At 70.1% G+C, this 24852-nt stretch carries 22 protein-coding genes and 2 pseudogenes; 13 read left to right on the top strand and 11 right to left on the bottom strand.

The features are described from left to right. Positions 1–131: 131 nt before the first annotated feature. A complete protein-coding gene (locus tag OG521_35645; protein ID WUW25811.1) occupies positions 132–1283 on the top strand; it encodes a HEAT repeat domain-containing protein in 1152 nt (383 codons plus the stop codon). A 391-nt stretch (positions 1284–1674) separates the two neighbouring features. Here OG521_35645 and OG521_35640 read toward each other — a convergent pair whose 3' ends face one another. Continuing rightward, positions 1675–2421 carry a DUF2071 domain-containing protein gene (locus tag OG521_35640; protein ID WUW25810.1) on the bottom strand — a complete coding sequence of 249 codons (747 nt, stop codon included), beginning with the start codon at positions 2419–2421 and terminating at the stop codon, positions 1675–1677. Continuing rightward, complete coding sequence (locus OG521_35635) at positions 2418–2750, bottom strand: metalloregulator ArsR/SmtB family transcription factor (protein WUW25809.1); 333 nt, start codon at positions 2748–2750, stop codon at positions 2418–2420. The genes OG521_35640 and OG521_35635 overlap by 4 nt, the downstream gene beginning before the upstream one ends. 481 nt (positions 2751–3231) lie before the next feature. Here OG521_35635 and OG521_35630 point away from each other — a divergent pair, with 481 nt between their 5' ends. From OG521_35630 to OG521_35620, 3 genes are read left to right on the top strand one after another with little or no spacing between them, the layout of a single operon-like run. Further along, positions 3232–4527 carry a sugar ABC transporter substrate-binding protein gene (locus OG521_35630; protein WUW25808.1) on the top strand — a complete coding sequence of 432 codons (1296 nt, stop codon included), beginning with the start codon at positions 3232–3234 and terminating at the stop codon, positions 4525–4527. Beyond that, positions 4527–5516: a sugar ABC transporter permease gene (locus tag OG521_35625; GenBank protein ID WUW25807.1), complete on the top strand. Its 990-nt coding sequence runs from the start codon at positions 4527–4529 to the stop codon at positions 5514–5516. The genes OG521_35630 and OG521_35625 overlap by 1 nt, the downstream gene beginning before the upstream one ends. Continuing rightward, a complete protein-coding gene (locus OG521_35620; protein ID WUW25806.1) occupies positions 5509–6378 on the top strand; it encodes a carbohydrate ABC transporter permease in 870 nt (289 codons plus the stop codon). The genes OG521_35625 and OG521_35620 overlap by 8 nt, the downstream gene beginning before the upstream one ends. 99 nt (positions 6379–6477) lie before the next feature. Here OG521_35620 and OG521_35615 read toward each other — a convergent pair whose 3' ends face one another. After that, positions 6478–7341 carry a helix-turn-helix transcriptional regulator gene (locus OG521_35615; GenBank protein WUW25805.1) on the bottom strand — a complete coding sequence of 288 codons (864 nt, stop codon included), beginning with the start codon at positions 7339–7341 and terminating at the stop codon, positions 6478–6480. Between the two features lie 149 nt (positions 7342–7490). On the opposite strand from OG521_35615, the gene OG521_35610 reads away from it, so the two are divergent. After that, a complete protein-coding gene (locus tag OG521_35610) occupies positions 7491–8537 on the top strand; it encodes an NAD(P)-dependent alcohol dehydrogenase (protein WUW25804.1) in 1047 nt (348 codons plus the stop codon). Positions 8538–8807: 270 nt separating this feature from the next. Here OG521_35610 and OG521_35605 read toward each other — a convergent pair. After that, a pseudogene (locus tag OG521_35605) lies at positions 8808–9163 on the bottom strand (transporter). A gap of 362 nt (positions 9164–9525) precedes the next feature. Between OG521_35605 and OG521_35600 the strand changes: the two are divergent. Continuing rightward, the gene (locus OG521_35600; protein WUW25803.1) at positions 9526–10266 is read left to right on the top strand and encodes an SDR family oxidoreductase; all 741 of its coding nucleotides are present in this window, start codon (positions 9526–9528) and stop codon (positions 10264–10266) included. Positions 10267–10356: 90 nt separating this feature from the next. On the opposite strand, the pseudogene OG521_35595 reads toward OG521_35600, so the two are convergent. After that, positions 10357–11356, bottom strand: a pseudogene (locus tag OG521_35595) (IS5 family transposase). A gap of 761 nt (positions 11357–12117) precedes the next feature. Between OG521_35595 and OG521_35590 the strand changes: the two are divergent. The 3 genes from OG521_35590 (at position 12118) to OG521_35580 (ending at position 14523) form a co-directional block, all read left to right on the top strand. After that, positions 12118–13290, top strand: coding sequence for a serine/threonine-protein phosphatase (locus OG521_35590; GenBank protein WUW25802.1), 1173 nt, complete (start codon positions 12118–12120; stop codon positions 13288–13290). 88 nt (positions 13291–13378) lie between these two features. Continuing rightward, positions 13379–13918 carry a hypothetical protein gene (locus tag OG521_35585; GenBank protein WUW25801.1) on the top strand — a complete coding sequence of 180 codons (540 nt, stop codon included), beginning with the start codon at positions 13379–13381 and terminating at the stop codon, positions 13916–13918. 41 nt (positions 13919–13959) lie between these two features. Further along, the gene (locus tag OG521_35580; GenBank protein WUW25800.1) at positions 13960–14523 is read left to right on the top strand and encodes a YcxB family protein; all 564 of its coding nucleotides are present in this window, start codon (positions 13960–13962) and stop codon (positions 14521–14523) included. Positions 14524–14604: 81 nt separating this feature from the next. Here the strand turns inward: OG521_35580 and OG521_35575 are convergent, their stop codons facing one another. Next, on the bottom strand, positions 14605–15297 hold the full coding sequence (locus OG521_35575; GenBank protein ID WUW25799.1) for a hypothetical protein: 693 nt from the start codon (positions 15295–15297) through the stop codon (positions 14605–14607). Positions 15298–15578: 281 nt separating this feature from the next. After that, on the bottom strand, positions 15579–16376 hold the full coding sequence (locus OG521_35570) for a hypothetical protein (protein ID WUW25798.1): 798 nt from the start codon (positions 16374–16376) through the stop codon (positions 15579–15581). A 317-nt stretch (positions 16377–16693) separates the two neighbouring features. Here OG521_35570 and OG521_35565 point away from each other — a divergent pair, with 317 nt between their 5' ends. Together OG521_35565 and OG521_35560 are read left to right on the top strand one after the other, a co-directional pair. Beyond that, positions 16694–16969 carry a hypothetical protein gene (locus tag OG521_35565; protein WUW25797.1) on the top strand — a complete coding sequence of 92 codons (276 nt, stop codon included), beginning with the start codon at positions 16694–16696 and terminating at the stop codon, positions 16967–16969. 346 nt (positions 16970–17315) lie between these two features. Further along, entirely contained in the window at positions 17316–18701 is a 1386-nt protein-coding gene (locus OG521_35560; protein ID WUW25796.1) for an MHS family MFS transporter, read from the top strand. 60 nt (positions 18702–18761) lie between these two features. On the opposite strand, the gene OG521_35555 is transcribed toward OG521_35560, so the two are convergent. Together OG521_35555 and lnt are read right to left on the bottom strand one after the other, a co-directional pair. Then, positions 18762–19244: an NUDIX domain-containing protein gene (locus tag OG521_35555; GenBank protein ID WUW25795.1), complete on the bottom strand. Its 483-nt coding sequence runs from the start codon at positions 19242–19244 to the stop codon at positions 18762–18764. A gap of 30 nt (positions 19245–19274) precedes the next feature. After that, positions 19275–20870 (bottom strand): apolipoprotein N-acyltransferase, encoded by a 1596-nt coding sequence (gene lnt / locus OG521_35550; GenBank protein ID WUW25794.1) that lies wholly within the window; start codon positions 20868–20870, stop codon positions 19275–19277. Between the two features lie 194 nt (positions 20871–21064). Here lnt and OG521_35545 point away from each other — a divergent pair, with 194 nt between their 5' ends. Beyond that, positions 21065–22150 (top strand): O-antigen ligase family protein, encoded by a 1086-nt coding sequence (locus OG521_35545; GenBank protein ID WUW25793.1) that lies wholly within the window; start codon positions 21065–21067, stop codon positions 22148–22150. Positions 22151–22189: 39 nt separating this feature from the next. Here the strand turns inward: OG521_35545 and OG521_35540 are convergent, their stop codons facing one another. Both OG521_35540 and OG521_35535 read right to left on the bottom strand, forming a co-directional pair. Further along, entirely contained in the window at positions 22190–22759 is a 570-nt protein-coding gene (locus tag OG521_35540) for a hypothetical protein (GenBank protein ID WUW25792.1), read from the bottom strand. Positions 22760–22828: 69 nt separating this feature from the next. Next, on the bottom strand, positions 22829–23614 hold the full coding sequence (locus OG521_35535; GenBank protein ID WUW25791.1) for an aspartate/glutamate racemase family protein: 786 nt from the start codon (positions 23612–23614) through the stop codon (positions 22829–22831). A gap of 58 nt (positions 23615–23672) precedes the next feature. On the opposite strand from OG521_35535, the gene OG521_35530 reads away from it, so the two are divergent. After that, entirely contained in the window at positions 23673–24845 is a 1173-nt protein-coding gene (locus OG521_35530) for a glycosyltransferase (protein ID WUW25790.1), read from the top strand. The last annotated feature ends 7 nt before the right edge of the window (positions 24846–24852 follow it).

The following is a 24852-nucleotide window of genomic DNA, read 5'->3' as shown; positions in this document are numbered from 1 at the left end:
CGGCATCCGCCCTCGGCCGAACTGTGGTGTCGCGCCCAATATGCCCGACAACGCGGCGAGGTGCCGCAGCTGTCGTCTTGCGCCCGCCAGGAATGTTGGCTGTCGGTGTTCCCTGCTGGAACGATCCTGGGATGACCGACAACCGTGACGCCGTCCTCCGCCTGTGGGGTCGCCAGCTCTACGAGCGTCAGGGCGAGCCACTCGCCTGGGCGGAGGCGGTCCTGGAGGCCACCGGTCGCCCGCCGGCCTCCGTCACCGCGGCGATGTCCGGCCGGCTCGACGCCCTCGCTGATTCCCCATCGGACCGCGCACGGCTGCTGTTCCGTACGGTCGCCAAGCTGGCCGCGAACCTGCGGGGCGACGGCCGATACGACGCGGACGTCGGCACCCGAATCGGCCCACTGGCCCTGTGGTTGGGCCAGCTCGAACCGCCGCTCACCGGCCCGCTGGGAGACGCACTCGGCCACCCACCGGACGGGCCGACATCCCTCGTCACCGTCCACGCAGCCGAGTTGAGCGAGAGCCGCACGATCCGGGTGCGGGCGATCGACGCCCTGCTGGAGTGGGCCGAGCTCGGCCATCCGCAGGCCCGGGCAGCCCTGTCCGAAGTCGCCTCCGACCACCGGACGCAGGATGTCACCGTCTGGACCAAGGCGCTCAACCGGATCGCCCTGTTCGGCGACGCGAGCCTCGAACCGGGCCTTCTGCGCGCGCTCGCCGACACCGGGCACTGCGGGGTGCGGTGGTCGGCGCTCGCCTGTGCCGAACTCGGCTTCCGCCGGGCTGTTCCGCTGATCACCGCCCTGCTGGAGCATCCCGATCCGATGGTCCGCGAGGGTGCCTGCGAGGCACTGGGCCTCTTTGCGGAAGATGCCGCCGTGCCCGCCCTGACAGCCCGGCTGAACGACGAGACCGACTGGGTACGCAGCAGAGCCGCCCTGGCGCTCGGCCAAATCGGCGGCGCCCGGGCACTCGCTGCGCTCTGGCAGGCCATGCTGGAACGCCGGAACCCGAAGGCGAGTCATCTCGCGTCGGCGATCGCTGCCTTCGGCCCGCTTGCGGTGGACGACCTGATCGCCCTCACCACCGATCCCGACCCGGACCTCCGAGCACTGGCCTGCCGCGCTCTCGGCTCCACCGCCGACGACCGGGCCCTGCCGGCACTGGAGCGCCTCGCCGCCCACGACCTCGCCAGAACCACCCTCGGCGGCCTCGTGGCAACCGCCGCCAAGCAGGGACTGCGGACCGCGCACCGCATTCGCGCGCGCACCGCATCGACCTGAGCTCGACGCTCGTCCCGACTGACGTTCGCTCTGAGCCCGTCGATCGACCTGCCCGTACAGCGGCTGAGCGTGAGGCGTAGGGGAGTTGCCTGACGTCTCGTATCGGGAATGCACCGACCGTCGACAACTGCCCCAGGCAACAGGCCTCAGCCCACAGCGAGATCGTGCTGAGGGGCGCGGACGAGGGCCCACAGGTCGTCGAGGCGGCGGCGGGCGAGAGCGAGGATCGACTGTCTGTGGCTCTTGCCCTCGGCTCGCTCGCGATCGTAGAAGCTCGTGGACGTGGGGCAGAAGCGGGCGGTGATCCGGGCGGAGAGGCAGAAGACGGGCCCCTCGGTCTCCCGATCGTACGAAGGACCGGAAGCAGCCCTCCAACACGGTAAGGAGCGCTTCACTTGGCGAGTTGAGCGCCTCGGTTGGCTGCCATGGCCGGGAGCGGGCGCCAGTCGGCCGGCACGTTGCGCATGACCAGAGCGCAGTCCAGGGTTGCGGTCCCTGGCGGGAAGCGGTCCGGGTCGTCGAAGAAGGACGACGCGGCGGAGCGAACCCGGCCGGCTTCCACGTGCCAGGCGTCGGTGTGCAGCTCCATGCCGTCCAGGTGGCGGCCGGACCTCGTGGCCGAGTAGCCCTTCACCCCGGACCGAAAGAAGCGGGAGGCCTCGGTGAGACCGGCGAAGAGCTCGCTGCCCCGCAGCTCGTCGGACGGCTCGACGGTGACGTCCACCCGGATGTCGCCGTCCCACGTCGCGAGGGCGACACGCACCTGGCCCGGTGTCTCGTGCACCTCGAAACCGGCACCGCCGTGCTCGCCGGGGAAGACGCGGCCTCCGGCCCAGACGTTGAGCCGCGAGGCGGTATCGCGACGCGGGATGTAGACGCCGGTCTCGACGCCGTCCGGTCCGTCCCACTCGACTGCGATCCGATGCGCCGCGTTCTCGCTCCGCAGCCCGAATACCTTGGGGGCCCAGACCGGCCGGACACTTCCCAGCCGCAGCAGACAGATCCCTGCGACCGCATGGCCGTGCACCAGTTGCGGACGCAGCGGCTGGGGAAGCAGGCGTGCCGCGGCGTCCGGGGCGACCCGGTAGTTCACCAGAAGCCGTCGTTCAATGACGCTGGACAGGCACGGCTGCCTCATGATCCCTCGCTCTGCGCCCCGGAGCGCCATTTGGTGTGGCGCAGGACGATCTGCTCGGGGCAGACGACGCTGAGAAACCGGCCGATCGAGGTGGCCAGGCGATCCTCGGCCAGTGTGTAGAGGATCCGGTTGCCGTCCCGCCGCTCGGTGACCAGTCCCGCTCCCTTGAGCACGCCGAGATGCCGTGAAATGGACGGCGCGCTGATCGCGAACCTGCTCGCGATCTCGCCTGCCGCGAGTTCGCCACCTCTGAGGTCCTCAAGGATCTGGCGCCTCGTCGGATCAGCGAGTGCACGGAAGGCCCCTGCCTCGTCCTGAGCTTCTGCCATGTTAGATATTTAGCACATGAGCTAAAGAGCTAACAATGGGTCCGGCGGTCTTCAACGACATCGTCGCGGCGGCGGCCCATGACCTCGTCTCAAAGTCGCACCCTTCGCCGACTCCGCCGCTCACCGCTTGAGGCGGGGCCGTCGCACCCGCGGTCGCCGTCGGGATCGTACGAACCCACGCGGGCGAGCCGCGTGCCGCCACCCTCCACCGACGCCTTTGCCGCATCGCCAATCCTCGTACGCCGCACCCCAATTCGGCCGTCACGGGGTTGGGTGGACGGCTCCGATGCCGCGAAAGGTGCTCAGAGGGGAGCGAGCGATGCGCAAAGATGATTCAAAGTACCCTTGACCCAACAACTTTGAGCAAATAGCGTCTGGACGTTCCGTTTTTAGGGCAGCGTCCCCCGCGGAACGGACAGTTCGGTCCCATGGCTTCTCCCGCGCGGTGAGGCTGCGACCCCCCACCCCAGGAAGGCTCCGCGTGCGCAGACGTTCCCTCCTCACGGCGGCTGCCGCCACGACGCTCGCGGCGGCCCCGCTCGCGTCCGGCTGCAGTTCCTCCTCGTCGCCCTCACCCTCCTCGGGCGGCTCCCGGCGCGGCCATCTCACCTACGGCGTCTGGGACGTCTACCAGGTGCCGGCCATGAACCGGGCGGCGCGGGAGTTCGAGCGCACGCGGCCCGGCGTCACCGTCGATGTGCAGCTCACCCCCAACGGGACGTACTGGACCAAACTGCGCACCGCGTGCACCGGCGGTGCCGCACCGGACGTCTTCTGGATGAACGGGCCCAACTTCGGCCTCTACGCCGATGCCGGGCAGCTTCTCCCGCTGGAGACCGAGGGGTCCGAGGCCGTGCTGCGCCCCGCCGACTTCCCGGCCGACCTGATCTCCCTCTACCGCTGGAAGGGCACCCAGTACGGCGCCCCCAAGGACTTCGACACGGTCGCGTTGTGGTTCAACAAGGAGATCTTCGACCGGGCCAAGGCCGACTACCCGGACGCCTCCTGGACCTGGCAGGACCTGATCGCCACCGCCCAGCGTCTCACCGACCGCAAGCGCGGGATCTACGGCGTCGGGGCACCGGTCCGCGCACAGGAGAACTACTACAACTCCATACCCCAGGCCGGCGGCTGGGTCATCTCCCAGGACAAGGAGCACTCCGGCTACTCCGACGACCGCACGCGGGAGGGGCTGCAGCTGTGGATCGACCTGATCCACCGCTACCGCGCCGCCCCGTCCCTGCAGCAGATGACCGACACGGACCCCACCCAGATGTTCCAGTCAGGAACGCTGGCCATGACCTACGAGGCGTCCTACAACGCGGCGACGTTCTACGCCGACCCCGAGCTGCGGGCCAAGGTGGACGTCGCGCCGATGCCCAAGGGCCGCCGCCGGGCCACCGTCCTGCACGGCCTGGCCAACGTCGTCTACGCCCGGACCCCGCAGCCCGAGCTGGCCCGGGAGTTCGTGCGGTTCCTCGGCGGGGAACAGGCCTCACTGCTCCAGGGCAAGTACGGCACCGCCATCCCGGCCCGCAACGGCACCGCGAAGCCGTGGGCGGCCGGAATGCCGCGCTTCGACCTCCAGGTGCACCTGGACGCGCTCGACTACGCGGTGCCCTTCCCCGGCTCCGCCAACAGTGCCGCCTGGCAGCACAAGGAACAGATGTGGCTCGCCAAGGCGTGGAGCGGCGACGCCACCCTCAAGGGCGCCACCGGCTCCCTGACCGATGCGATGAACCAGCTGCTCGCCCAGGAGAGGAAGGGCCGGTCCTGATGAGCCTCGATGTGCGTACGCGTTCCGCCGTACCGGCGCAGCGCTCCGGGCCGGACGTCCTGGACCAGCGGGAGCTGCGCCGGCGCGAGCGCCGCTTCAGGAACCGGGACAAGTGGTGGGGCTACGCCCTGATCGCCCCGGCCGGCCTCGGCCTCGCGGTCTTCTACCTGTGGCCGGTGGTGCAGACGCTGTACTACAGCTTCACCGAGTGGGGCGCCTTCGGCGGGACCACCTGGATCGGCCTGTCCAACTACCGCACGCTGGTGGGCGACCCGGAGTTCTGGCACTCGCTGGGCAACACGGGCATCTACACCGGGCTGGTGCTGCTCGGCATCCCGCTGTCGATGGCCCTCGCCGTGCTGCTCAACATCAAGGGCCTGCGCGGCACCGGCGTGTACCGCACGCTCTACTTCCTGCCGGTGGTCACGATGCCCGCCGCCGTCGCGGTGGTCTGGCGCTGGCTCTACAACGGCGACGCCGGCATCCTCAACCACGCACTGTCGTCGATCGGCATCGACGGCACCTACTGGGTGTCCGACCCGCACACCATCCGCTTCGCGGTGGCGGTCGTCGGCGTGTGGATGACCGTCGGCTACAACATGATCCTGCTGCTGGCCGGACTGCAGAGCATCCCCGGCGACTACTACGAGGCGGCGGCACTCGACGGCGCGGGACGGGTGCGGCAGTTCTTCTCGGTCACCCTGCCGCTGCTGAGCCCCACCCTGTTCTTCACCACCGTGCTCTCGATCATCCAGTCCCTGCAGGTCTTCGACCTGGTGTACCTGATCATCGGCGCCAACACGACGAACTCGCTCCAGAACCCCGCCTACGGCGAGGGCCAGACCGTCGTGATGCTCTTCTTCCAGAAGGCGTTCTTCGACAACCAGCGCGGCTACGGCGCGGCCATCGTCTGCGTGCTGTTCGTCCTGATCATGGCGCTGACCACCGTCCAGTTCCGGTTGCAGAAGAGGTGGGTCCACTATGCGTGAGGCGACTGTGCGTGACGCTGCGCGTAAGCCGGCGCGGCGGGCGAGCCGCGAAGGCAGGATGTGGCCCGCCCACGTCCTGCTCACCCTCGGCGCGGTCATCACCGTGTTCCCCCTGGTGTGGGAGCTGCTCACCTCCTTCAAGAGCTTCGGCGAGTCCGTGCAGGTGCCGCCGACGATCCTGCCCGCGCACTGGGACTGGTCGAACTACAGCAAGGTCTTCGACGGGATCCCCTTCGGCCGGCAGTTCATCAACACCGTCGTGATGGCGCTGCTGCGCACCGCGGCCCAGCTGCTGCTCTGCTCGATGGCGGCCTACGCCTTCGCCCGGATCCGCTTCCCCGGGCGCGGGGCGATCTTCCTGGCCTTCCTTGCCGTGCTGATGGTGCCCGGACAGCTGTTCCTGCTCCCGCAGTACCAGATCATGCAGAACCTCGGCTGGCTGGACTCCATGCAGGCCCTCGTGGTGCCCGGCATGTTCTCCGCCTTCGGCACCTTCCTGCTGCGCCAGTTCTTCATGGGGCTGCCGGAGGAGCTGGAGGAGGCGGCACGCCTGGACGGTGCCAATCCGTTCACCGTCTTCTGGCGCATCGCTCTGCCGCTGGCCCGCCCCGGGCTGCTGGCGCTGGGCATCCTCACGTTCCTGTGGTCCTGGAACGACCTGATGTGGCCGCTGATCGTGAACACCGACCCGGCCAAGATGCCGTTGTCGGCCGGCCTGGCCTCGCTCCAGGGCGCCCACCTGACCGAGTACCCGGTACTGATGGCCGGCTCCCTCCTGGCGACTCTCCCGGTGATCATCGTGTTCGTCGCGATGCAGCGCCAGTTCATCCAGGGCATCGCCTTCTCCGGCATGAAGGGCTGAGCACGCCTGACCGGCACGTCCATCCGTGCCGAGGGCCGGCTGGAGCACTCCCCCTGCGCGGCTACGGGCGGCGCAGGGGGAGGGAGCCACGGCGCCGGGTCAGCGGTTCACCGGCCGGGTGTCGGTGTCGAGGCCCCAGCTGCCGAGCAGCCGCATCGACTCCTCGGCGGCCGAGCCGGGCGCGGCATGGAAGGTGACCAGCGACATGTCCTGGTCGGCCGGCAGCTTCAGCGTCTCGTAGGACAGGGTGAGGTCACCCACCAGCGGATGGTGCAGCCGCTTCGTGCCGTACCCCTTCTCCTGGACCGTATGCGCGGCCCACAGCGTCCTGAACTCCTCGCTCTTCACCGAGAGTTCTCCCACCAGGGCCGAGAGCAGCGGATCGTCGGGCCAGCAGCCCGCGCACAGCCGCAGCGCGCTCACCAGCTCGACGGCCTTGCACTCCCAGTCCACGTACAGATCTCGCGAGTGCGGGTCGAGGAACACGATCCGGGCCATGTTCCGCTCCTCGGGCGGCAGCGCGGTCTCGTCGCCGAGCAACGCCCGCGCCATCCGGTTCGACGCCAGGATCTCCATCCGCCGCCCCAGCACGTACGCGGGCACGCTGTCCATGGCATCGATCAGGTACTGGAGCTCCGCCCGCAGCCGCTGCGGGCGGGCGGCGGCGGCACGCTTCTTCTTCGTCTTCGGGTTCGCCAGGTGTGTGAGGTGAGCATGCTCCGTGTCCGACAGCCGCAGCGCACGGGCGATCGCGTCCAGCACCTCACCGGAGACGTTCCCGCTGTTCCCCTGTTCCAGACGTGTGTAGTAGGCCACGGACACGCCGGCGAGCTGGGCCAGCTCCTCGCGCCGCAGCCCCGGCACCCGCCGGGCCCGGCCCACATCGGGCAGACCCACGTCCTCGGGCTTGAGCCGGGCCCGCCGGCTACGGAGGAATTCGCTGAGTTCGGCGCGCTGGTCCATGTCCTCCAGTATCCGGGTACGGCGCGGTGCCCACCGTGACCCTGCCAGTAGTACGCACAGCAGACGTAGGCACAGCGGGGACCTGGGTGTTTGTCGGGGCATGAGGCACAGTTGAAGAACCACCCCACCTTTGAGGAGATCATTCCCGGATGACTGTCACCACCGTCGCCGCATACGCCGCCCCCACCCCCAAGGCCCCGCTGGAGCGCACGACCGTGCCGCGCCGCCCGGTCGGCGAGCACGACGTCCTGATCGACATCAAGTACGCAGGGATCTGCCACTCGGACATCCACCAGGCCCGTAACGGCTGGGGCGAGGGCATCTTCCCGATGGTTCCCGGCCACGAGATCGCAGGCGTGGTCGCCGAGGTCGGTCCCGGCGTGACGAGGTTCGCCGTCGGCGACCGGGTCGGCGTCGGCTGCATGGTCGACTCGTGCCGCGAGTGCGAGAACTGCAAGGCCGGCCTTGAGCAGTACTGCTCCGAGGGCAACGTCGGCACGTACAACGCCATCGGCAAGGACGGCGAGCCCACCTACGGCGGGTACTCCACCCACGTGGTGGTCGACGAGAACTACACCCTGCGCATACCCGAGGGCATCGCCCTCGACGAGGCCGCTCCGCTGCTGTGCGCCGGCATCACCACGTACTCCCCGCTCGCCCACTGGAACGCCGGTCCCGGCAAGAGGGTCGCGATCGTCGGACTCGGCGGTCTCGGGCACATGGGCGTCAAGATCGCGCACGCGCTCGGCGCCGAGGTGACCGTGCTCAGCCAGACGCTGCGCAAGGAGGCCGACGGGCTGAAGCTGGGCGCGGACCACTACTTCGCTACCAGCGACCCGAAGACGTTCGAGCAGCTCAAGGGCTCGTTCGACCTGATCATCTCCACGGTCTCGGCGCCGCTGCCGCTGGACGCGTACCTCGCGCTCCTCAAGACGGACGGCGCGATGGTCAACGTGGGGGCGCCGGAGGAGCCGGTCTCGCTGAACCTGTTCTCCGTCATCGGAGGCCGGAAGACCCTTGCGGGCTCCGGTATCGGCGGCATCCGTGAGACGCAGGAGATGCTCGACTTCTGCGCGCGGCACTCCCTCGGCGCCGAGATCGAACTGATCCGCGCCGACCAGATCAACGAGGCGTACGAGCGCGTGCTCGCCAGCGACGTGCGCTACCGCTTCGTGATCGACACCGCCACCATCTGACGTCCGTACGCCGATGCCCTCGCCGATGCCCGCCCTGTCGCGGATACAGACCGGCTGATCGCGGAAGGCACCGTTGTCCGCCCGAGGGGCCGCCGCCGGCGCGGCCCCGAGGGAGGCGTCCCCCGGAGGGGGCTGGCCGGGGGCGTTGTTGACACGGGTGTACGGCGAGGACGTGGACGTTCCGGCCGGGGAGGGTTCCGGGGCGTTGGCAGTGAAGCGGTGGTTGGCGGGGCTCGGTCGCCGCACCCGGCGAACGGCCGGCGTCAGGGCGCTGACGGATGCCACGGTCTCAAGGCCGAGCAACACGCTGCCGAAAAGGCGGTAGCGCACCAGGTCGATGCTGCGTCGGTGCTCCCGGACCGCGTGCACGTCATAGCGCGTGAGGTCACCAGCGATGCACACCAGCCTCGGTTCGCTCCAGAGGACCTGGGCCGCCGTCGCCGTCCCCAACAGGTCACGGACCAGGTGCTCGAACTCGCGGCGGTGATCCATCAGCCACGACAGGTAGAACAACCCCTGGTTGATCACGCCGACGTCGATGCGCGCTTGTACTCGACGATGACCGGGCTACCGTTCTCATCCAGCCCGAGCGAGTCGATCCGGCCGCCATGGACCGGGCCGGTGTTCCGTGAACGGCTTCCGGAAGGTGAAGAAGGCGTGCGCACGGGCACGCCTCTCGTCTGGCAGCCACTGGTCAGCACTGCTGTCTGGTGACTGTCTCCCAGCACGAAATGCAGCAAGGGGTCCAGCTCCGAAGAGCTGGACCCCTTTCGGCTGCACGTCTACTACTGAGCCAAGAACGCGGTGCGAAGTCACCCGCCACATGCTGACCGGGGCCTCTGCCGTACCGCCTGGCACCGCGTACTCCTGGGCCTCCAGTCACAGACCCCCACGCTCAAGATATCGAGCCCTCCGTTCCTTGCCCGCCGAGTAGAGTGCCGCCTGTTTGATCGATCATCGATCATTTACCCGGCTCGGAGGAGCGGACATGGTGGAACAGGGAGAGCGGCAGCAGGTGACCGTGGTCACCGGCGGCAGTCGGGGCATCGGAGCGGCGATCTGCCTCCGGCTGGCGGCCGAGGGACACGACATTGCCGTCGGGTACCGGTCGGACGCCGAGGCGGCCGAGGGCGTGGCCGAAGGGGTGCGCGCGCTGGGCCGGGCTGCCGTCGCGGTCGCGGTCGACACCGCCGATGCGGCGGACGTGGACCGTCTGTTCGATACGGCCGCCGCGCAGCTGGGACCGGTCACCGGCCTGGTGAACAACGCCGGGGTGAGCGGGCCGGTCGGGCCACTGACCAGCGCAGATCCGGAAGGGATGCGGCAGGCCCTGGAAGTCAACATCCTGGGCTACCTGCTGTGCGCCCGCCGGGCCATCGGCGGCATGACGGCAGGCGGGGCGATCGTGAACATCTCCTCCGCTGCCGCGACCCTCGGCAGCCCCGGCACCTACGTCCACTACGCGGCGGCGAAGGCCGCCGTGGACGCCATGACGGTCGGGCTGTCGAAGGAGGTGGCGGCCGAGGGCATCAGGGTCAACTGCGTCGCGCCGGGCACGATCTGGACCGACTTCCACGCCGACCCGCATCGGCCCGCCAAGATCGCGGCCCTTGTCCCCTTGGGCCGCGCCGGCCAGCCCGAGGAGATCTCCGGAGCGGTCGCCTGGCTACTCTCGGACGACGCCTCCTACGCCACCGGCACGGTGATGAGGATCGCCGGCGGAATGTGAGCGCAGGCGGCTCCCCCGTCCGGGGGCAAGACCGGCATCCTGGTCTCGGCGGCGAACGGCGACCAGAGGGCAGCGCGCACTCAGTGGCGATCAAGGGGGCCCTATGAGGTCTCTGATCAAGATCGTCGAGGCACGGAGGTAGAGCGCCCGGCCAGGTAACTGCCCGGGTTCTTGTCGTAGCGCGTGGCGATGCCTCGCCACGCTTTCATCCTGTTGATCGCACGTTCGACCGTGTTCCGGTCCTTGTAGAGGTCAACGTCGTGGCTGACGGGCCGGCCACCTCTGGAACCCTTCTGCTTCCGGTTGGCGGCCTGGTCCCGCTTCTCCGGGATGACCGCCTTGATACCGCGTTTACGCAGGTGGGCGCGGTTCCTGCGGGAGGCGTACGCCTTGTCCCCGGCGACCGCGTCCGGCCGGGTGCGGGGGCGCCCGACGGGCCCGCACACCCGCACTTCCTCAAGGACGGGGATGAGCTGTGGGTTGTCCACTGCCTGGCCCGCGGTCAGATGAATGCCAGGGGGCGGCATTTGCGGTCGGCAGCGAGGTGGACCTTGCTGGTCTGCCCTCCCCTGGAGCGTCCGAGGAGGGCGGCCTTCAGTCGGAGTTTGCGCCGGCGCCGGATGCGTCGGCGCTCTTCCCGAGCGGGACCGCCTTCGGTGGCCTGACCGCTTTGTTCTTCGCGGGCGCCCCCTTTGACCGAGCCTTCTCTCCTTCGGTTGCGGCTTCCTCCAGGGCGGTGACGATGTCCTCATCGATGTGCTTCCCGGCCGCGTCGTGGTGAGCCCGGGCGGTGGTGGAGTCGATGCTGACCAGGAACAGGTCGACCTCGCCGCGTTTCGCGGCCTCCGCGATCAGACCCTCCAGCAGAGCTTCGAAGACTCCAGCGTCACGCCACTGCCGCAAGCGGTTGTGAACGGTCGACCAGGCGCCGAACTCCCTCGGCATCTCCCGCCACTGCCCGCCCGTCCTGAACCGCCAGTCACACCCTCGAACTGCTGCCGCAGCCGTTCGGGGTACGGCCGCACTCCCCGATCGGCAGGTGAGGCTCGATGAACTTCCACTCCCGACCCGTAAGTTGCACTCGTGTCACACAAGGAGATCTACCGATCCAGGCTCCGCAACGAGGCCGATTCCGAAGGGTTGATCGCAGCCGAGGGAGGCAGCGCCTGGACGACGGGTGTGAACCGACTGAGTACTTCCGTCAGCTCCGGCGGCCTGTCCGGACGGCGAAGCCGAATGTGGAAGAGCACCTGCTGTCTCACGCCCGCCACCCCCATTCCGTGATCACCCGTCCCGAAGCACCAGTGCTTGCGAACCCACTGTTGTCCCGTGCTGGGAGCGCGCGAGTAGCGGTGGGTTCCCTGTCAGGGCCGTGTGGGAATCGACGAACCCGCTGGACTCCGACCTGACCGGCGCCGACGGCGGTTTCGGCTGGCCATGGTCAACCGCCTCGCTCGCACCACCGCGATCACACGCCGGCCGGCGGCAAGACCGTCACCGCTTTCCTCCCCCTCTGACAACGCCAGGCAGCGGATCTCCGTGCCTCGGGGACAATCGAACACCCGCCACCTGGCCCCCGGCCCCCGGCGACCGGCGGAGCATCGGTTCTACGCCAGAGCGACCGCCCTCCAGGGACGCTCTGGTGCCCTGTGCCTCGCACGCGGGCACGTCTGCGTTGAAGAGCGATAGTCATGTCGCGCCGATTCGCCAGCAGGCAGGTGGTCCCGTGTGCGAGGAGCTGAGCGCGCTTGGTGTCCTGAAAAGGCGCATGGTGGAACTGGTGAGAGATTCACTGCTCGGTGCCCGCGGTCAGGGGCGCAGCGTGTATAGGGCAACGCTTGGGAGACGGCAATGCCGGGAGACCCGTTCGGGCTGGCCAGGCTGCTCGCCGCAGCGGAGGACGCGGCGCCGGGAGAGTCTCTGGCTGTGGTGGCACGCAACCTGCGCGACCGGTTCCAAGCGCGGGCGGTGTCGTTCCTGTTCGTCGATGTTGTCGGCCAGCAGGTGGTGCGGGTCAGCGACGAGACCGCGTCGCAGTTCAACCGCCACGCCGGCCGTATTCAACTGGCCGGCAGCCTCTACGACCGAGTGCTGCGTGCCCAGGAACTGGTGCAGGCCCCCGACGCCGGTCGCGGAAAGCGGGTGCTCGCCCCGGTGAGCAATCGTGGCGACACGATCGGGGTGCTGGAGTTGTCCCTGCCGCACGTCGACCAGGAGATCCTGAAAGAGGTCCGCGAGGCCGCTCACGCGCTGGCGTACATCATCGTCACCGACCGTCGCTTCACCGACCTCTACCGCTTGGGCCAGCGCGCCACCCCGCTCAGCCTGGCCGCCGAGATCCAGCGGCAGCTCCTGCCCGACGCACCATCCTGCGAAGCCGCACAGTTCGCGCTCGCCGCGTCCCTCGTGCCGGCCGAATCCGCCGCCGGGGACACCTACGACTACACCCTTGACCACGACACCTTGCACCTGTCGATCACCGACGCCATGGGCCACGACATCAACGCAGCACTCATGGCCACTCTCCTGGTCAACGCCTCACGCAGCGCCCGCCGAGACGGCGCCGACCTGGCAGAGCAGGCCGGCCGGATCGACCAGGCCCTCCTCCACCACGGCAACCACACTCTCGCCACCGGCCAGCTACTGCGCGTCGCCCTGGACGGAACCGGCTCACAGCTCGTCAATGCCGGACACCCCCCACCCCTCCTCCTGCGCGCGGGCGCAGTGAAAGAGGCGCACCTGGACGTCGACCTGCTCTTCGGCGCACCCGGCGGCACCACCTACCGCATACAAAACCTCGATCTGCGCCCCGGCGACCGCCTCCTGCTCTACACCGACGGCATGCAGGAGCGGCAGGCCGGCTCCGTCGATCTGCCCCGCCTGATCCAGGACACCGCCACCGAACACCCCCGCGAGGTCGTGCGTGTCCTGGCAACGGCAGTCACCGACGCCTTCGACGGCCCCCTGGCCGACGACGCCACCGTACTGTGCCTCGACTGGCACGGCCCCCGCCACGAGAGCTGACCCGAGCCGGACACAGCACGGGCCACGAGGGAATTGATGAACGCGCGTTACAGTGTCCGCTCGTTACTGAGGGGCATAGGGGGCGGCCGTGGCAGAAAGGCTGAGCGAAGCGGCAGGTGCTGTCGTCGAGCTGAGATTCGAGTTGGGGCAGCCGGATTGGGCCGACGCGTTCCAAGCACGCGGGCGGGTGCGGGGGTTCAAGGGCCGACTGCATGGACTGCTCTTGCCGGTGCTCTTCGCAGTGGCGGTGTGGTTGCTTGCCAACAGCGTCCTGGCAGCGGGAGGCGCCTTCCTCGGCAGCCTGTTCGGGTTCATGGCCAGAAGGGGACTGCTGACCGCGCGGCATGCCAAGATGGGTGCCCCGCTGGGGCCTTGGACCGTGAACGTCGACGAGTCCAATGACGTTGTGTGCTTCACGGGTACGCACATGGAGACGCGCCGGGGCTGGCGGAGCCTTGGCGGGTACGTGGAGACCGCCGGCGGATTCGTGCTGCTGACGCCCGCGCCGTACCTGCTCATCGCGCACTATCTGCCCAAGCGCGCATTGGGCAGGGACGATACCAACCGGCTGCGTGGCATACTCGACCGCCACCTCCCCCGGCACGGCGGCCGTCCGCCCCGGCACTGAGGTTCGGTAGGGTTCGCAGTCTTTATGCCGGGGGAGGAACAATGGCCGAGGGCCAGAACGCCGAAGGCGTGCACCACACGCCATCGGTTGACGATGTCGTGGACGAGCAGACCGCGGTCCAGGTGGTGTACAAGCCTCGGTCTGATGACACACTGGTCGGCCTGCGGGTCCGCGGGCGGATCAAGCGGACCGGGTTGCTGCTGCGGGGTGTGTTTCTCACTCTGTGGGTAGGGCAGTGGTTGTTCGCCACTGTAGGTCGCGGCAAAGTCGACTTGGTCTCAACCGTCTTGTTCTTGTTCGTCGTTCTGACCGTGTGGGGGTACCCGCGCCTGCAGGCCGCCAGTGTGCAGCGGCTCGTCGGTTGGCAGGGCGAGTACCGCGCCATCGTGTCCCCGGCGGGGGTCACCTGCCAGACCGACCACAGCACGCTGGTCCTGAAGTGGTCCGTCTTCCAGGGCTACCGGGAGACTGCCGGCCATTTCGTCCTGCTGAGCCGGGACCCCAACATCATGTACCTCGGTGTCCTGCCCAAGCGGGGCGTGCATGAAGCCGAGGGCCTCGACCGGCTGCGGGCCATCCTGAACCAGCACACCACTCGCGTCTGAGCAACGCGAAGGGCCCCGCGCCGGCGGTCGAGCCGACTAAGTCCGCTGCCGCAAGGCTTTGCACCGCGCCGCTGCTGCTCGTCAGTAGCGGTGACCGGGCCAGAGTGGATCCATATAGCGGTCCTTACCGGTGAGCCCGAGCAGTCGTATCCGGTGCTGGAGCTCTGCCGGGGCGCCCGACTCGTGTAGCCGCACCGCAGCGTGGCCGACGAGCCAGGCGACCAGTTCGGCGCGCATCTCTTCCTCGTCGTGCTCATACCAGCCGATGTGCCACGGCAGGCTGTCTCCCAGGAGTTCGTACTCCCATTCTGCGACGGCCTCGGCGAGGCGGCGGTTGCTGAGTCTCCCGGTTTGCTTCTCCCAATCGGCAAGCCAGGGGCCAACCGTTCCGGATGCCTCGGCACACAGTACGAAGACCTGGTGCGCCGGGACGGCCGTATCCGGATCGGTGAGGCTGTGCTCCCACCAGGCATGCAGAAACTCGCGTACGCAAGCGGCGTGGTCGTCCGGCCACTGCTGCCAGCGGCCTCGGGCGAAGGAATACCCGGCCTCTTCCAGTCCGAACACGGGATCCGCGCGACCGGCGACCAGTACCGGGGCGAACTGCGGCAGGACGCGCTTCAGCACGGCGGCATGATCGGTCCAGTCTATGGCCGTCCAGGTCCGGCGCAGGAGGTCCGGTTCCAGTTCCACGTCCGGCGTCTTCAACAGGGCTAGTTCCCGCGCACTGCCCCAATGGCACTCGCAGTTACTCTCGTCCGGATGCGCGGTCATACCTCGGAAAGTGACGGCGAGGTCATCCAGGGCGGCGCTGAGGCGGTGGCGTGAGGGATGGTCGACGAGATGCATGATGGTGTGCCCGGCCTTCGAAGACTTCGTACGGCTTCCGCCAGCCGAAGAGCGCTACCTTACCGAGTTCTGCGGGCCTGCGGCTGGTCGGGCTGCCAGTTGGGCGTCGGAAGTGTATGGGGCTGCGCGGTCCGCAGCTGCCGGCGCCAGGAGTAGCACCTCGAGCGGGCGAGGTGGCTGCGGACCTCATTGGCGGTCGAGTTCGGTCAGTCGCTCTCCTGGTAGTTCATGAACCAGTGGGTATCGAAATAGCGGGCCATCGTGAACCGGTGGTGCGGGTCGATGAGGATGCGACAGACGAACTCCGCGGTTTGACAGTCGAAGAGGACGTCCCCGTCGTCGAAGGTCCGGACGGCGACGGGCCACTGGTCAGGGTCGTCGCCGCTGACCCGCCAGCAGTACAGCTCCTCGTGCTCCGTGCCCGCCCAGATGAGTAGCCCGTCCTCTCTGAGACTCGTCCACGGCTCCTGATGCAGGCTCAGCCATGCATCGAAGGCACCGTCGCCGAACGTATTGACCATGCGCTTGTAGTCGGTCGGAAGCGTGGTGCCCAGGCGTGACTCCACATCCACCCAACGCGCGTCCGGCTGTTGGACAGGCTGCGTCCAGCCGGTGATCTGTACGAGTCGCTCCACCCAGTCAGCGTTCTCGTGAGGAGCGAATGCCAGAGGTTCCATCACCCGCCTGTGAGCGACCACCAGCACCGGCCGCTCGGCGTCTTCGTCATCTCGGGTCGCGCCCATGCCGACCCACTGATCCCCATAGGCCCAGGCCCGCATCGTTACAGCACGGTCGCCGAAAGGGGCGAGGAGACCGGCTCCGCTGAGCTCTTCGACCGACGGATCGGTGAAACCGTCGAGGACGAGGGTGCGTGGGGTTCCGTATCTGTCGGCGAGCAGGTCGGTCAGAACTTGCGGATCCAGGTCATCTGGAAGGTACATGTGGCCGTCCGCCGGGCCAAGCTGAGCCAACAGATCGTTGATGGTCATCTGCGTGAGCTTCATGGCGGACAGTGAAGCGCACGGCACTGACAAGGGACTTGCTCCAGCGCATCCTCCGCCGTCTATCTGACGGTTGCCGGGCCGGTGTTCCTCCAGCGAGATCGCGGTGGCCTTTGAGTTCTTGGCGAGCACAGCACGCCGGCGCGCCCACCGACACGGCAGGCTCTGCAATCGTGGACATCAGCCGGACCACGTATGCCGTCACCGACTGCTGAGACCCACTCTGCGCGCCCCACTGGCATCCTCCGGGCGCACGACATACACCATGCTGGCTGGCCGAGCGGCAAACCCGCTGGCCCCGCACCCTCAACCGGCACGTCTTGGTGTCCCGACAGACCGCCAACGGCACCAACCCGGTCAGCGCCTACTTCCTCAAACGGCAGCTCACGCTGCACGGTGTCAGTCTGGACGGGGTTCGCGCCGACCGCGTCCTGGGCGAGGCACTCGCAAGCGGAGCCGACCCCCTGCACCTGATCGCGATCTTCCGCCTCTCCGAGGCAACCGCCCTGAAGTACGCAACCCTCACCCGCCGGCTCCTCGCCCCGGGAGACCGCGAAGCCGCACTCAAGGCGCGACCCCCTCACAGCCAGCGGTAACAGCCCTGGGTTCTCGCGGAAGAACTCTCAGAAATCTTGAACCCACGGTCCATACCTGCGGCAGCGTCGGCGCCGCCGTCCTCACAGACCCCTTCGAGACTGAGATGCGCGCCCCACGCAGCACGGGAGTCAGCACCGCCCTGCGAAACATACCGAACAGTGCAACTCGGACAACCCTCTACCGCCCACCCCTGAAGCGGAAACGGGCTCGCGCCCCCGCCCCGTAGCGCCGGCCCGCACACCGGCAACCCGAACTATGGTGTCCCGCCACATACGCCCCTGACCTGGCCCTTCCTACGGTGTGGCGACACGAACCGTCCCCGCCCACCGTCCGGAAGTGGTATCCATGGCCGCCCCAGCATCCGCTCCCCCACCCCCCGCCAGCCTCAAGCGCATCGTCGCCGCCAGCCTCATCGGCACGACCATCGAGTGGTACGACTTCTTCCTGTACGGATCAGCGGCCGCCCTGGTCTTCAACAAGCTGTTCTTCCCCGAGTCCGAACCGCTCGTCGGCACTCTCCTGTCCTTCCTCACGTACGCCGTCGGCTTCGCCGCGCGGCCGATCGGCGCGCTGGTCTTCGGGCACTACGGCGACCGGCTCGGGCGCAAGAAGCTGCTGGTGCTCAGCCTGCTGATGATGGGCGGGGCCACGTTCGCGATCGGGCTGCTGCCGACGCACGCGACCGTGGGGGTCGCCGCTCCCGTGCTGCTCACCGTGTTGCGGCTGGTGCAGGGCTTCGCCCTCGGCGGTGAGTGGGGCGGGGCCGTGCTGCTCGTGTCGGAGCACGGGGACGCGAAGCGGCGCGGGTTCTGGGCCTCGTGGCCGCAGACCGGCGCACCGGCCGGGCAGCTGCTCGCCACCGGGGTGCTGTCCGCGCTCACCGCGCTCATGTCGGACTCGGCCTTCGAGGCCTGGGGCTGGCGTATCCCCTTCCTGCTCTCGGGCGTTCTGGTCATGGTCGGTCTGTGGATTCGTCTGTCTGTCGATGAATCGCCTTTGTTCAAGGCCGCGCTGGCCCGTGCCGAGGAGCGCAGGACCGCCTCCGGGGCTGCGGAGAAGATGCCGGTCGTGTCCGTGCTCCGGCACCACTGGCGCGATGTGCTGATCGCCATGGGCGCCCGGATGGCGGAGAACATCAGCTACTACGTCATCACGGCGTTCGTCCTCGTCTACGCGATGACCGCAGCCGATCTGAGCAAGCAGACGGCGCTCAACGCCGTGCTCATCGCGTCGGCGGTCCACTTCGCCGTGATCCCGCTGTGGGGCGCGCTGTCCGACCGGGTCGGGCGCAGGCCCGTCTATCTGGTCGGCGCCGTCGGGGTGGGGCTCTGGGTGTTCCCGTTCTTCGCGCTGATCGACACCCGCGGCTTCGGGAACCTGCTGCTCGCCGTCACGGTCGGGCTGTTCTTCCACGGGGCGATGTACGCGCCGCAGGCGGCGTTCTTCTCGGAGCTGTTCGCGACCCGGATGCGGTACTCGGGTGCCTCGATGGGTGCCCAGTTCTCGTCCGTCGCGGCCGGCGCCCCGGCCCCGCTCATCGCCACCGCGCTGCTCGCGGACTACGACAGCTCGACGCCGATCGCGCTGTACGTGATCGCGGCGGCGATCATCACCGTGCTGGCGGTCCTGTGCGCCAAGGAGACCCGGCACCGCGATCTGGCGGACGTCGAGCCTGGTGCCGGGAAGGACGCGCCCGCGGAGCCCGCCCCGGACGCCGTGCGCAGCGTCTGATCCGGAACGGGCCGGGGGCCGGGTGGTGCGTGCGTGCACGGACCACCCAACCCCTTCCCGTCATGCCTGCGGTGCGGTGGCCTCGAACCAGGTGGGGGCGTCGGACATCGACTGCTTGATCCGGAAGAGCGCGAACTCCTCCAGCGGCGGCAGCGCGTCCACGTGGAACCAGCCCACCTCAAGCGACTCGTCGTCGTTCACCCGGGCCGTGCCGCCGGTGGCACGGCAGCGGAAGGTGACGTCCAGGTACTGGCAGCGGTCGCCGTTCTCGTACTGCATGGCCGGCAGGGCCTGGGTGAGGACCACCCGCTCCGCCACGCAGTGCACGGCCGTCTCCTCGTACACCTCGCGCTCCGCCGTCGCCGCGGGCTGCTCGCCCGGCTCGGAGATGCCGCCGATGACCGACCACTCGCCGGTGTCGGAACGCCGTCCGAGCAGCACTCTTCCCTCGTCGTCGAAGACGATGGCGGTGACGCCCGGCAGCAGGAGCAACTGGTGACCCGCGGTGGCGCGGATCTCGCGGATGAAGTCAGGAGTGGCCATGGGACGACCCTACGTGGCGCCCGGGCCGAGTCAGCGGGCGCGTCGGGCGCGTACCGCCCGCGTGGCCACCCAGCCGAGGCCGATCACCGCGAGCAGCGACAGCAGCCCCTCGGGGAGCGGGCCCATCCGGGTCGCGGGGGTCAGCGAGGAGCGCAGGGGCACCTCGTCCACCAGGGCGTCCGGCGTGAACATCTTCGTCTTCTGGACGATGGTGCCGTCCGGGCGGATGACCGCGCTGACCCCGCTGGTGACGGGGACGACCACGGACCGGCTGTGCTCGACCGCGCGCACCCGGGACATGGCGAGCTGCTGGTAGGTCATCTCGCTGCGGCCGAAGGTGGCGTTGTTGCTGGGGACTGCGATCATCTGGGCGCCGTGCTCGACGGTGTCGCGCACGGCGTCGTCGAACGCGGCCTCGTAGCAGGTGACGAGCCCGACGTCGGTGCCCGCCAGGTCGAAGACGCCGACCTTCTTGCCGGGGCCGAAGTCGCGCTGCACCCGGTCCACGTCCGAGCTGAAGATGCGGACGAAGGACCGCATCGGCATGTACTCGCCGAACGGCTGGATGTGCCGCTTGTCGTACGTGGCCACGGGGCCCTTGTCCGGGTCCCACTGAATGAGGGTGTTGCGGAGGTTCCCGGTGTCGGGTTCGACGACCGCGCCGACGACGGTCGGCACCCCGATCGCCTTCACCGCGTCGTCGATGACGATCCGCGCGTCGGCGTTGCGGTAGGGGTCGAGGTCGGAGGAGTTCTCGGGCCACAGGACGAAGTCGGGCTGGGGGACCTTGCCCGCCTTCACGTCCCGGGCGAGCTGCTCGGTGCGGTTGGCATGGTTGTCCAGGACGGCGCGGCGCTGCGAGTTGAAGTCGAGTCCGAGCCGCGGCACGTTGCCCTGCACCGCGGCGACGGTGGCGGTGCCGTCCTCGGCCGAGTCGTCCACCAGCGGCAGCGACGCGAGGGCCGCGGCCACGGGTACGAGGACGGTCGCGGCAACCGCGACGACGGCGCCCCGGGGCAGTTCACCGGTGGCGCGGTGGATGCGGAAGCGGCGGACCGCCTCGAAGAGGCCGAAGCCGCACAGCACCACGGCGAACGAGAGCAGGGGCGTACCGCCCAGTGCCGCGAGCGGCAGGAACACGCTGTCCGCCTGCCCGAAGGCGATCTTGCCCCAGGGGAAGCCGCCGAACGGCACCCGGGCGCGGAGCGCCTCGTCGAGCGTCCAGACCGCGGCTGCCCAGAGCGGCCCGCAGGCGAGCCGGGAGACCGCGGAGATGCCGATGCAGCCCACGGCGATGAACAGCGCCTCGGCGGCGGCCAGCGCCAGCCACGGCACCGGTCCGACCTCCTCGCCGGTCCAGTGCAGCAGCGGCAGCATGAAGCCGAGCCCGGCGAGCAGGCCGAGGCCGAACGCGGCGCGGAACCTGCGCTCGAACAGCACCCAGCCGAGCAGCGCGAAACCGGGCAGAACCAGCCACCACAGCGGCCGGGGCGGGAAGCTCGCGTACAGCAGCACCCCGGAGAGCACGGCGGCGGCGGGCCGCGCGAGACGCGGCAGCAGGCGCCCTGCTCGGGGGGCGGGGACGGGCTTCTGCGGGTCGCCGACCTGGGCGATGGTGGTGCTCACCCGGCGGAGTCTACGGTGACGGGCCAGTTCTCCGGCAGCCCCGTCGTGCTGACGGAATCCCTGCCGCCGGATCGTTTCTTCGCATCTCGCGCCCATATGACCGCTGTGACCGTTAACCTGTGCGCCAGTCCCCCGCCGACCGGCCGGATCCGGCCTTCGCGATCGGGACGGTCACAGGCCGGGGGACGGACGTGATGACTGCACGAGCAGAGCGCGGGCCCGAGGACGCGAACGCGTCCGACGCCGCCGGGGCCCTGATTCTCGCCGCGTGTGCGATCTGGTCGCTGATCAGCGCGGCCGGCCGCGAGACCCGGCCCGAGGGCGTGCTGCTCGCCCTGCTCGCCGTCGCCGCGGGATTCGCCTGCGGACGCATCTGCGGAACGCTCCTGCCGGTCGCCACCGCGGCCGTGGCCGCCCTGGCCTCGCTCGTCATGGCGTTCGTCTGGCGCCACGGCATGCCCGGCGCGACGGCCACCATGGACACCGCCCCCGGACACACCGGTGCGGCCGCGGCGCTGCTGGTCCTGGCGGCCGGGGCCGCCTGCTGCGCGGCGGCCGCGGCCCGCGGGGAGTCACTGCGGCTCACCCTGCGGCTGCTGGCCCTCGGCACGGCCTGCGCCTCGCTCTGGCTCGGCTCGGTCGCCGGGTTCGCGGCGGCGCTCGGCGTGCTGCTGTGCTCCCTGGCCGCGGTCAGGACGCGCCGGCGGCTGCTCGGTCTCGCCGGGCTGGCCCTGGCCGCGGCCCTGATGGCCGGACTCTCGTGGGCGGTGGCCGAGGACGTACTGCCCGACGGGCTCACCGCCTCCCTGGAGGGCCGGCTCACCGGCTACCGGGTGCGGCTGTGGCAGGACGCGGCTCGGCTGGCCGGTGAACACCCGTTGCTCGGCATCGGCCCCGACCGCTTCGCCGAGCTGAGCCCCACCGCGCAGCAGACCCTCGGCTCCGACGGCAAGCCGCACTCGGCCGCGCTGCAGCAGGCGGCCGAGCAGGGTGTGGTGGGGGTGGTGCTGCTGGCGGCCGCGTTCGGCTGGCTCCTGTACGTCCTGTGGCGCTCGCCCCGCAGCACCGCGGTCGCCCTGACCGCCGGCGCCGCGCTCACGGCTCTGGCGGCCCTGGCGAGCGTCGGCAACGCGCTGAGCTTCACGCCGGTGACGGCGGGGGCGGGGCTGCTCGCAGGACTGGCTTCGGCGCGGCGGCCGATCGGGGCGGAGGGCTCTCCGGACACTCCCGGGGACGGGATCGGTGCGCGGCGGCTGCCTCGCGACCGCGCGGGCCGGTGAGACGCGGAGCCGCACCGCACGCAGAGGTACCTGCGGCGGTCAGGCGCCCGCCGGTGCTCCCGTGGACGGCAGGTGCAGGCGGTCGCGGATGAACCGGACACCCGCCTCCGCGTCGTCCACCGTGACCGTGAAGGTCCGTCCGTCGCCCAGCCTGAGCACCAGGCCCTCGCCCCGGCGCACGACCACGGCCGTGCCCTGCTCGGGACGCCAGCGGTAGCCCCAGCCGCCCCACTGGCGCGGGGTGACCCGCGGGGCGAAATCCGCGCCCACCACATGGGTGAGCAGGATCCTGCGGCGCGGCAGCCCCATGTGGCCGCAGCGCACTTCGAGGGCGTCGCCGTCGACGCGGACCGCCACGTTCACGAAGGCGAGGGTCCCGAACAGCATGAGCAGTCCGGCCGCCACACAGCCGATCACCGACATGAGCAGCGGGGCGATGCCGGAGGTCCAGGTGGAGCTGACGGCGAGCTGGATGCCGAGCGCCAGGCAGGCGGCGCCTGCGGCCGCGAGCACCCACTGGGTCCGGTTGCTGGCCCGGCCGGTCCAGACCGCGGTGGCGGCGTGGGTGTCGGCACCGGTGCGGGTCGGTTCTCGGGAGTGGTCCCTCATGCCAAGCAGCGTACTGAAGAATCCGCGCGCGGGGACGGGCCCGAAGGCTCCTGTCGGGCCGCCGGAGGGTCAGCGGGCGGAGCCGACGACGGCGAGCAGGCGCCCTTCCGGGTAGGCCAGGGCGACATCCGGCAGCTCGCCGGCGTGTCCGCCGAGGAGCACGGCGATGCCTGCGGCGGGTTCGGCCGACGGGGCGGGTTCGGCCCCGATCCGGCGCAGGGCCTGGGCGGCCACGGCGTCGGCCGAGCCGTACAGGTCCACGCCCGGCCGGCCGGGCTGCCGCACGGCGTCGCGGATGCGCTCGGCGACGAGCTCGTAGTGGGTGCAGCCCAGGACGACGGCGCGGACGTCGGGCGGGGTGAGCGCCGCGGCTGCGGCCAGGGCCTTCTCGATCCCGGCCTCGTCCGCGTACTGCACGGCGTCGGCCAGTCCGGGGCACGGCACCTCGGTGACGGCCGCGGTCCCGGAGAAGTCACGGATGAGCCCGCGCTGGTACGGGCTGCCCGTGGTGGCCGGGGTGGCCCAGATCGCGACCGGGCCGCCCGCCGCGGCGGCGGGCTTGATCGCGGGGACGGTGCCGATGACGGGCAGCGCCGGCTCCAGCTCGGCCCGCAATGCCGCCAGCGCGTGGACCGATGCCGTGTTGCAGGCGACGATCAGCGCGTCGGGCCGGTGGGCGGCGGCCGCCCGGGCGACCGCGAGGGCGCGCGCCGTGACGTCCTCGGGCGTCCGGGGCCCCCAGGGCATGCTGCCGGGGTCCGAGGAGAGCACCAGATCGGCGTCCGGCCTCAGCCGGCGTACTGCGGCGGCGGCGGCGAGCAGGCCGATTCCGGAGTCCATGAGCGCGATCTTCACCCGGTCACCATAGTCGACCACCCTTGCGGTCCCGGCTCAGTGGGGCAGACTTCGGCGAATGAGCGCCGTTGCCTGGATCGCCGTGGGTTCGCTGGTCGTGTGGGTGTGGCTGCTGCTGGGGCAGGGGTTCTTCTGGCGGACCGACCAGCGGCTGCCACGCCGGGCGGAACCGGCGCACTGGCCCTCGGTCGCGGTGGTCGTGCCCGCGCGTGACGAGGCGGACATGCTGCCGGTGAGCCTGCCGTCGCTGCTCGCGCAGGACTATCCGGGGGCCGCCGAGATCTTCCTGGTCGACGACTGCAGCAAGGACGGCACCGGTGATCTCGCCCGTGAGCTGTCCGTACGGTACGGCGGGCTGCCGGTCACAGTGGTCTCGCCCGGGGAGCCCGAGCCCGGCTGGACGGGCAAGCTCTGGGCCGTGCGGCACGGCATCGCGCTGGCCCGGTCCCGGGATCCGGAGTACCTGCTGCTGACGGACGCCGACATCGCGCACGAGCCGGACAGTCTGCGGGAGCTGGTGGCCGCCGCCGGGTCGGGCGGCTTCGACCTGGTCTCGCAGATGGCGCGGCTGCGGGTGGAGAGCGTCTGGGAACGCCTGGTCGTGCCGGCCTTCGTCTACTTCTTCTCGCAGCTCTATCCGTTCCGGTGGGTGAACCGGGCGGGGGCGCGGACGGCGGCCGCGGCGGGCGGCTGCGTACTGCTGCGGACCGAGGCGGCCGTGCGGGCCCGGGTACCGGAGTCGATCCGGCAGGCCGTGATCGACGACGTGTCCCTGGCCCGGGCGGTGCGGAACAGCGGGGGGCGGATCTGGCTGGGGCTCGCGGAGCGGGTGGACAGCGTGCGGCCCTATCCGCGCCTGGCGGACCTGTGGCGCATGGTCTCGCGGAGCGCGTACGCCCAGCTGCGGCACAGTCCGCTGGTGCTGGCCGGCACGGTGCTCGGGCTCGCGATCGTGTACCTGGCCCCGCCCGTGACGCTCGTGGCGGGGCTGCTGGGCGGCGATCCGGCGGCCGCCTGGGCCGGTGGCGCGGCGTGGGCCGTGATGGCCGGGACGTACATGCCGATGCTCGGGTACTACCGGCAGTCGCTGTGGCTCGCCCCGCTGCTGCCGTTCACCGCGCTGCTGTACCTGCTGATGACGGTCGACTCCGCGGTGCAGCACTACCGCGGCCGCGGTGCGGCCTGGAAGGGGCGTACGTACGCCCGTCCCGAGGCCGCACCGGATCAGTGACCGGCGC

The sequence above is a fragment of the Streptomyces sp. NBC_01463 genome (assembly GCA_036227345.1).
Classification (GTDB): domain Bacteria; phylum Actinomycetota; class Actinomycetes; order Streptomycetales; family Streptomycetaceae; genus Streptomyces.
Note: the sequence above shows the minus strand (reverse complement) of the source record. Positions and strands in the feature narration are given on the sequence as shown.

Excerpts from the sequence above, each read along its gene's own strand:
- OG521_35645 (WUW25811.1), top strand. The coding sequence starts at position 132 with ATGACCGACAACCGTGACGCCGTCCTCCGCCTGTGGGGTCGCCAGCTC.
- OG521_35640 (WUW25810.1), bottom strand. The coding sequence starts at position 2,421 with ATGAGGCAGCCGTGCCTGTCCAGCGTCATTGAACGACGGCTTCTGGTG.
- OG521_35635 (WUW25809.1), bottom strand. The coding sequence starts at position 2,750 with ATGGCAGAAGCTCAGGACGAGGCAGGGGCCTTCCGTGCACTCGCTGAT.
- OG521_35625 (WUW25807.1), top strand. The coding sequence starts at position 4,527 with ATGAGCCTCGATGTGCGTACGCGTTCCGCCGTACCGGCGCAGCGCTCC.
- OG521_35620 (WUW25806.1), top strand. The coding sequence starts at position 5,509 with ATGCGTGAGGCGACTGTGCGTGACGCTGCGCGTAAGCCGGCGCGGCGG.
- OG521_35615 (WUW25805.1), bottom strand. The coding sequence starts at position 7,341 with ATGGACCAGCGCGCCGAACTCAGCGAATTCCTCCGTAGCCGGCGGGCC.
- OG521_35610 (WUW25804.1), top strand. The coding sequence starts at position 7,491 with ATGACTGTCACCACCGTCGCCGCATACGCCGCCCCCACCCCCAAGGCC.
- OG521_35600 (WUW25803.1), top strand. The coding sequence starts at position 9,526 with ATGGTGGAACAGGGAGAGCGGCAGCAGGTGACCGTGGTCACCGGCGGC.
- OG521_35590 (WUW25802.1), top strand. The coding sequence starts at position 12,118 with ATGCCGGGAGACCCGTTCGGGCTGGCCAGGCTGCTCGCCGCAGCGGAG.
- OG521_35580 (WUW25800.1), top strand. The coding sequence starts at position 13,960 with ATGGCCGAGGGCCAGAACGCCGAAGGCGTGCACCACACGCCATCGGTT.
- OG521_35575 (WUW25799.1), bottom strand. The coding sequence starts at position 15,297 with ATGACCGCGCATCCGGACGAGAGTAACTGCGAGTGCCATTGGGGCAGT.
- OG521_35570 (WUW25798.1), bottom strand. The coding sequence starts at position 16,376 with ATGAAGCTCACGCAGATGACCATCAACGATCTGTTGGCTCAGCTTGGC.
- OG521_35560 (WUW25796.1), top strand. The coding sequence starts at position 17,316 with ATGGCCGCCCCAGCATCCGCTCCCCCACCCCCCGCCAGCCTCAAGCGC.
- OG521_35555 (WUW25795.1), bottom strand. The coding sequence starts at position 19,244 with ATGGCCACTCCTGACTTCATCCGCGAGATCCGCGCCACCGCGGGTCAC.
- OG521_35545 (WUW25793.1), top strand. The coding sequence starts at position 21,065 with ATGACTGCACGAGCAGAGCGCGGGCCCGAGGACGCGAACGCGTCCGAC.
- OG521_35540 (WUW25792.1), bottom strand. The coding sequence starts at position 22,759 with ATGAGGGACCACTCCCGAGAACCGACCCGCACCGGTGCCGACACCCAC.
- OG521_35530 (WUW25790.1), top strand. The coding sequence starts at position 23,673 with ATGAGCGCCGTTGCCTGGATCGCCGTGGGTTCGCTGGTCGTGTGGGTG.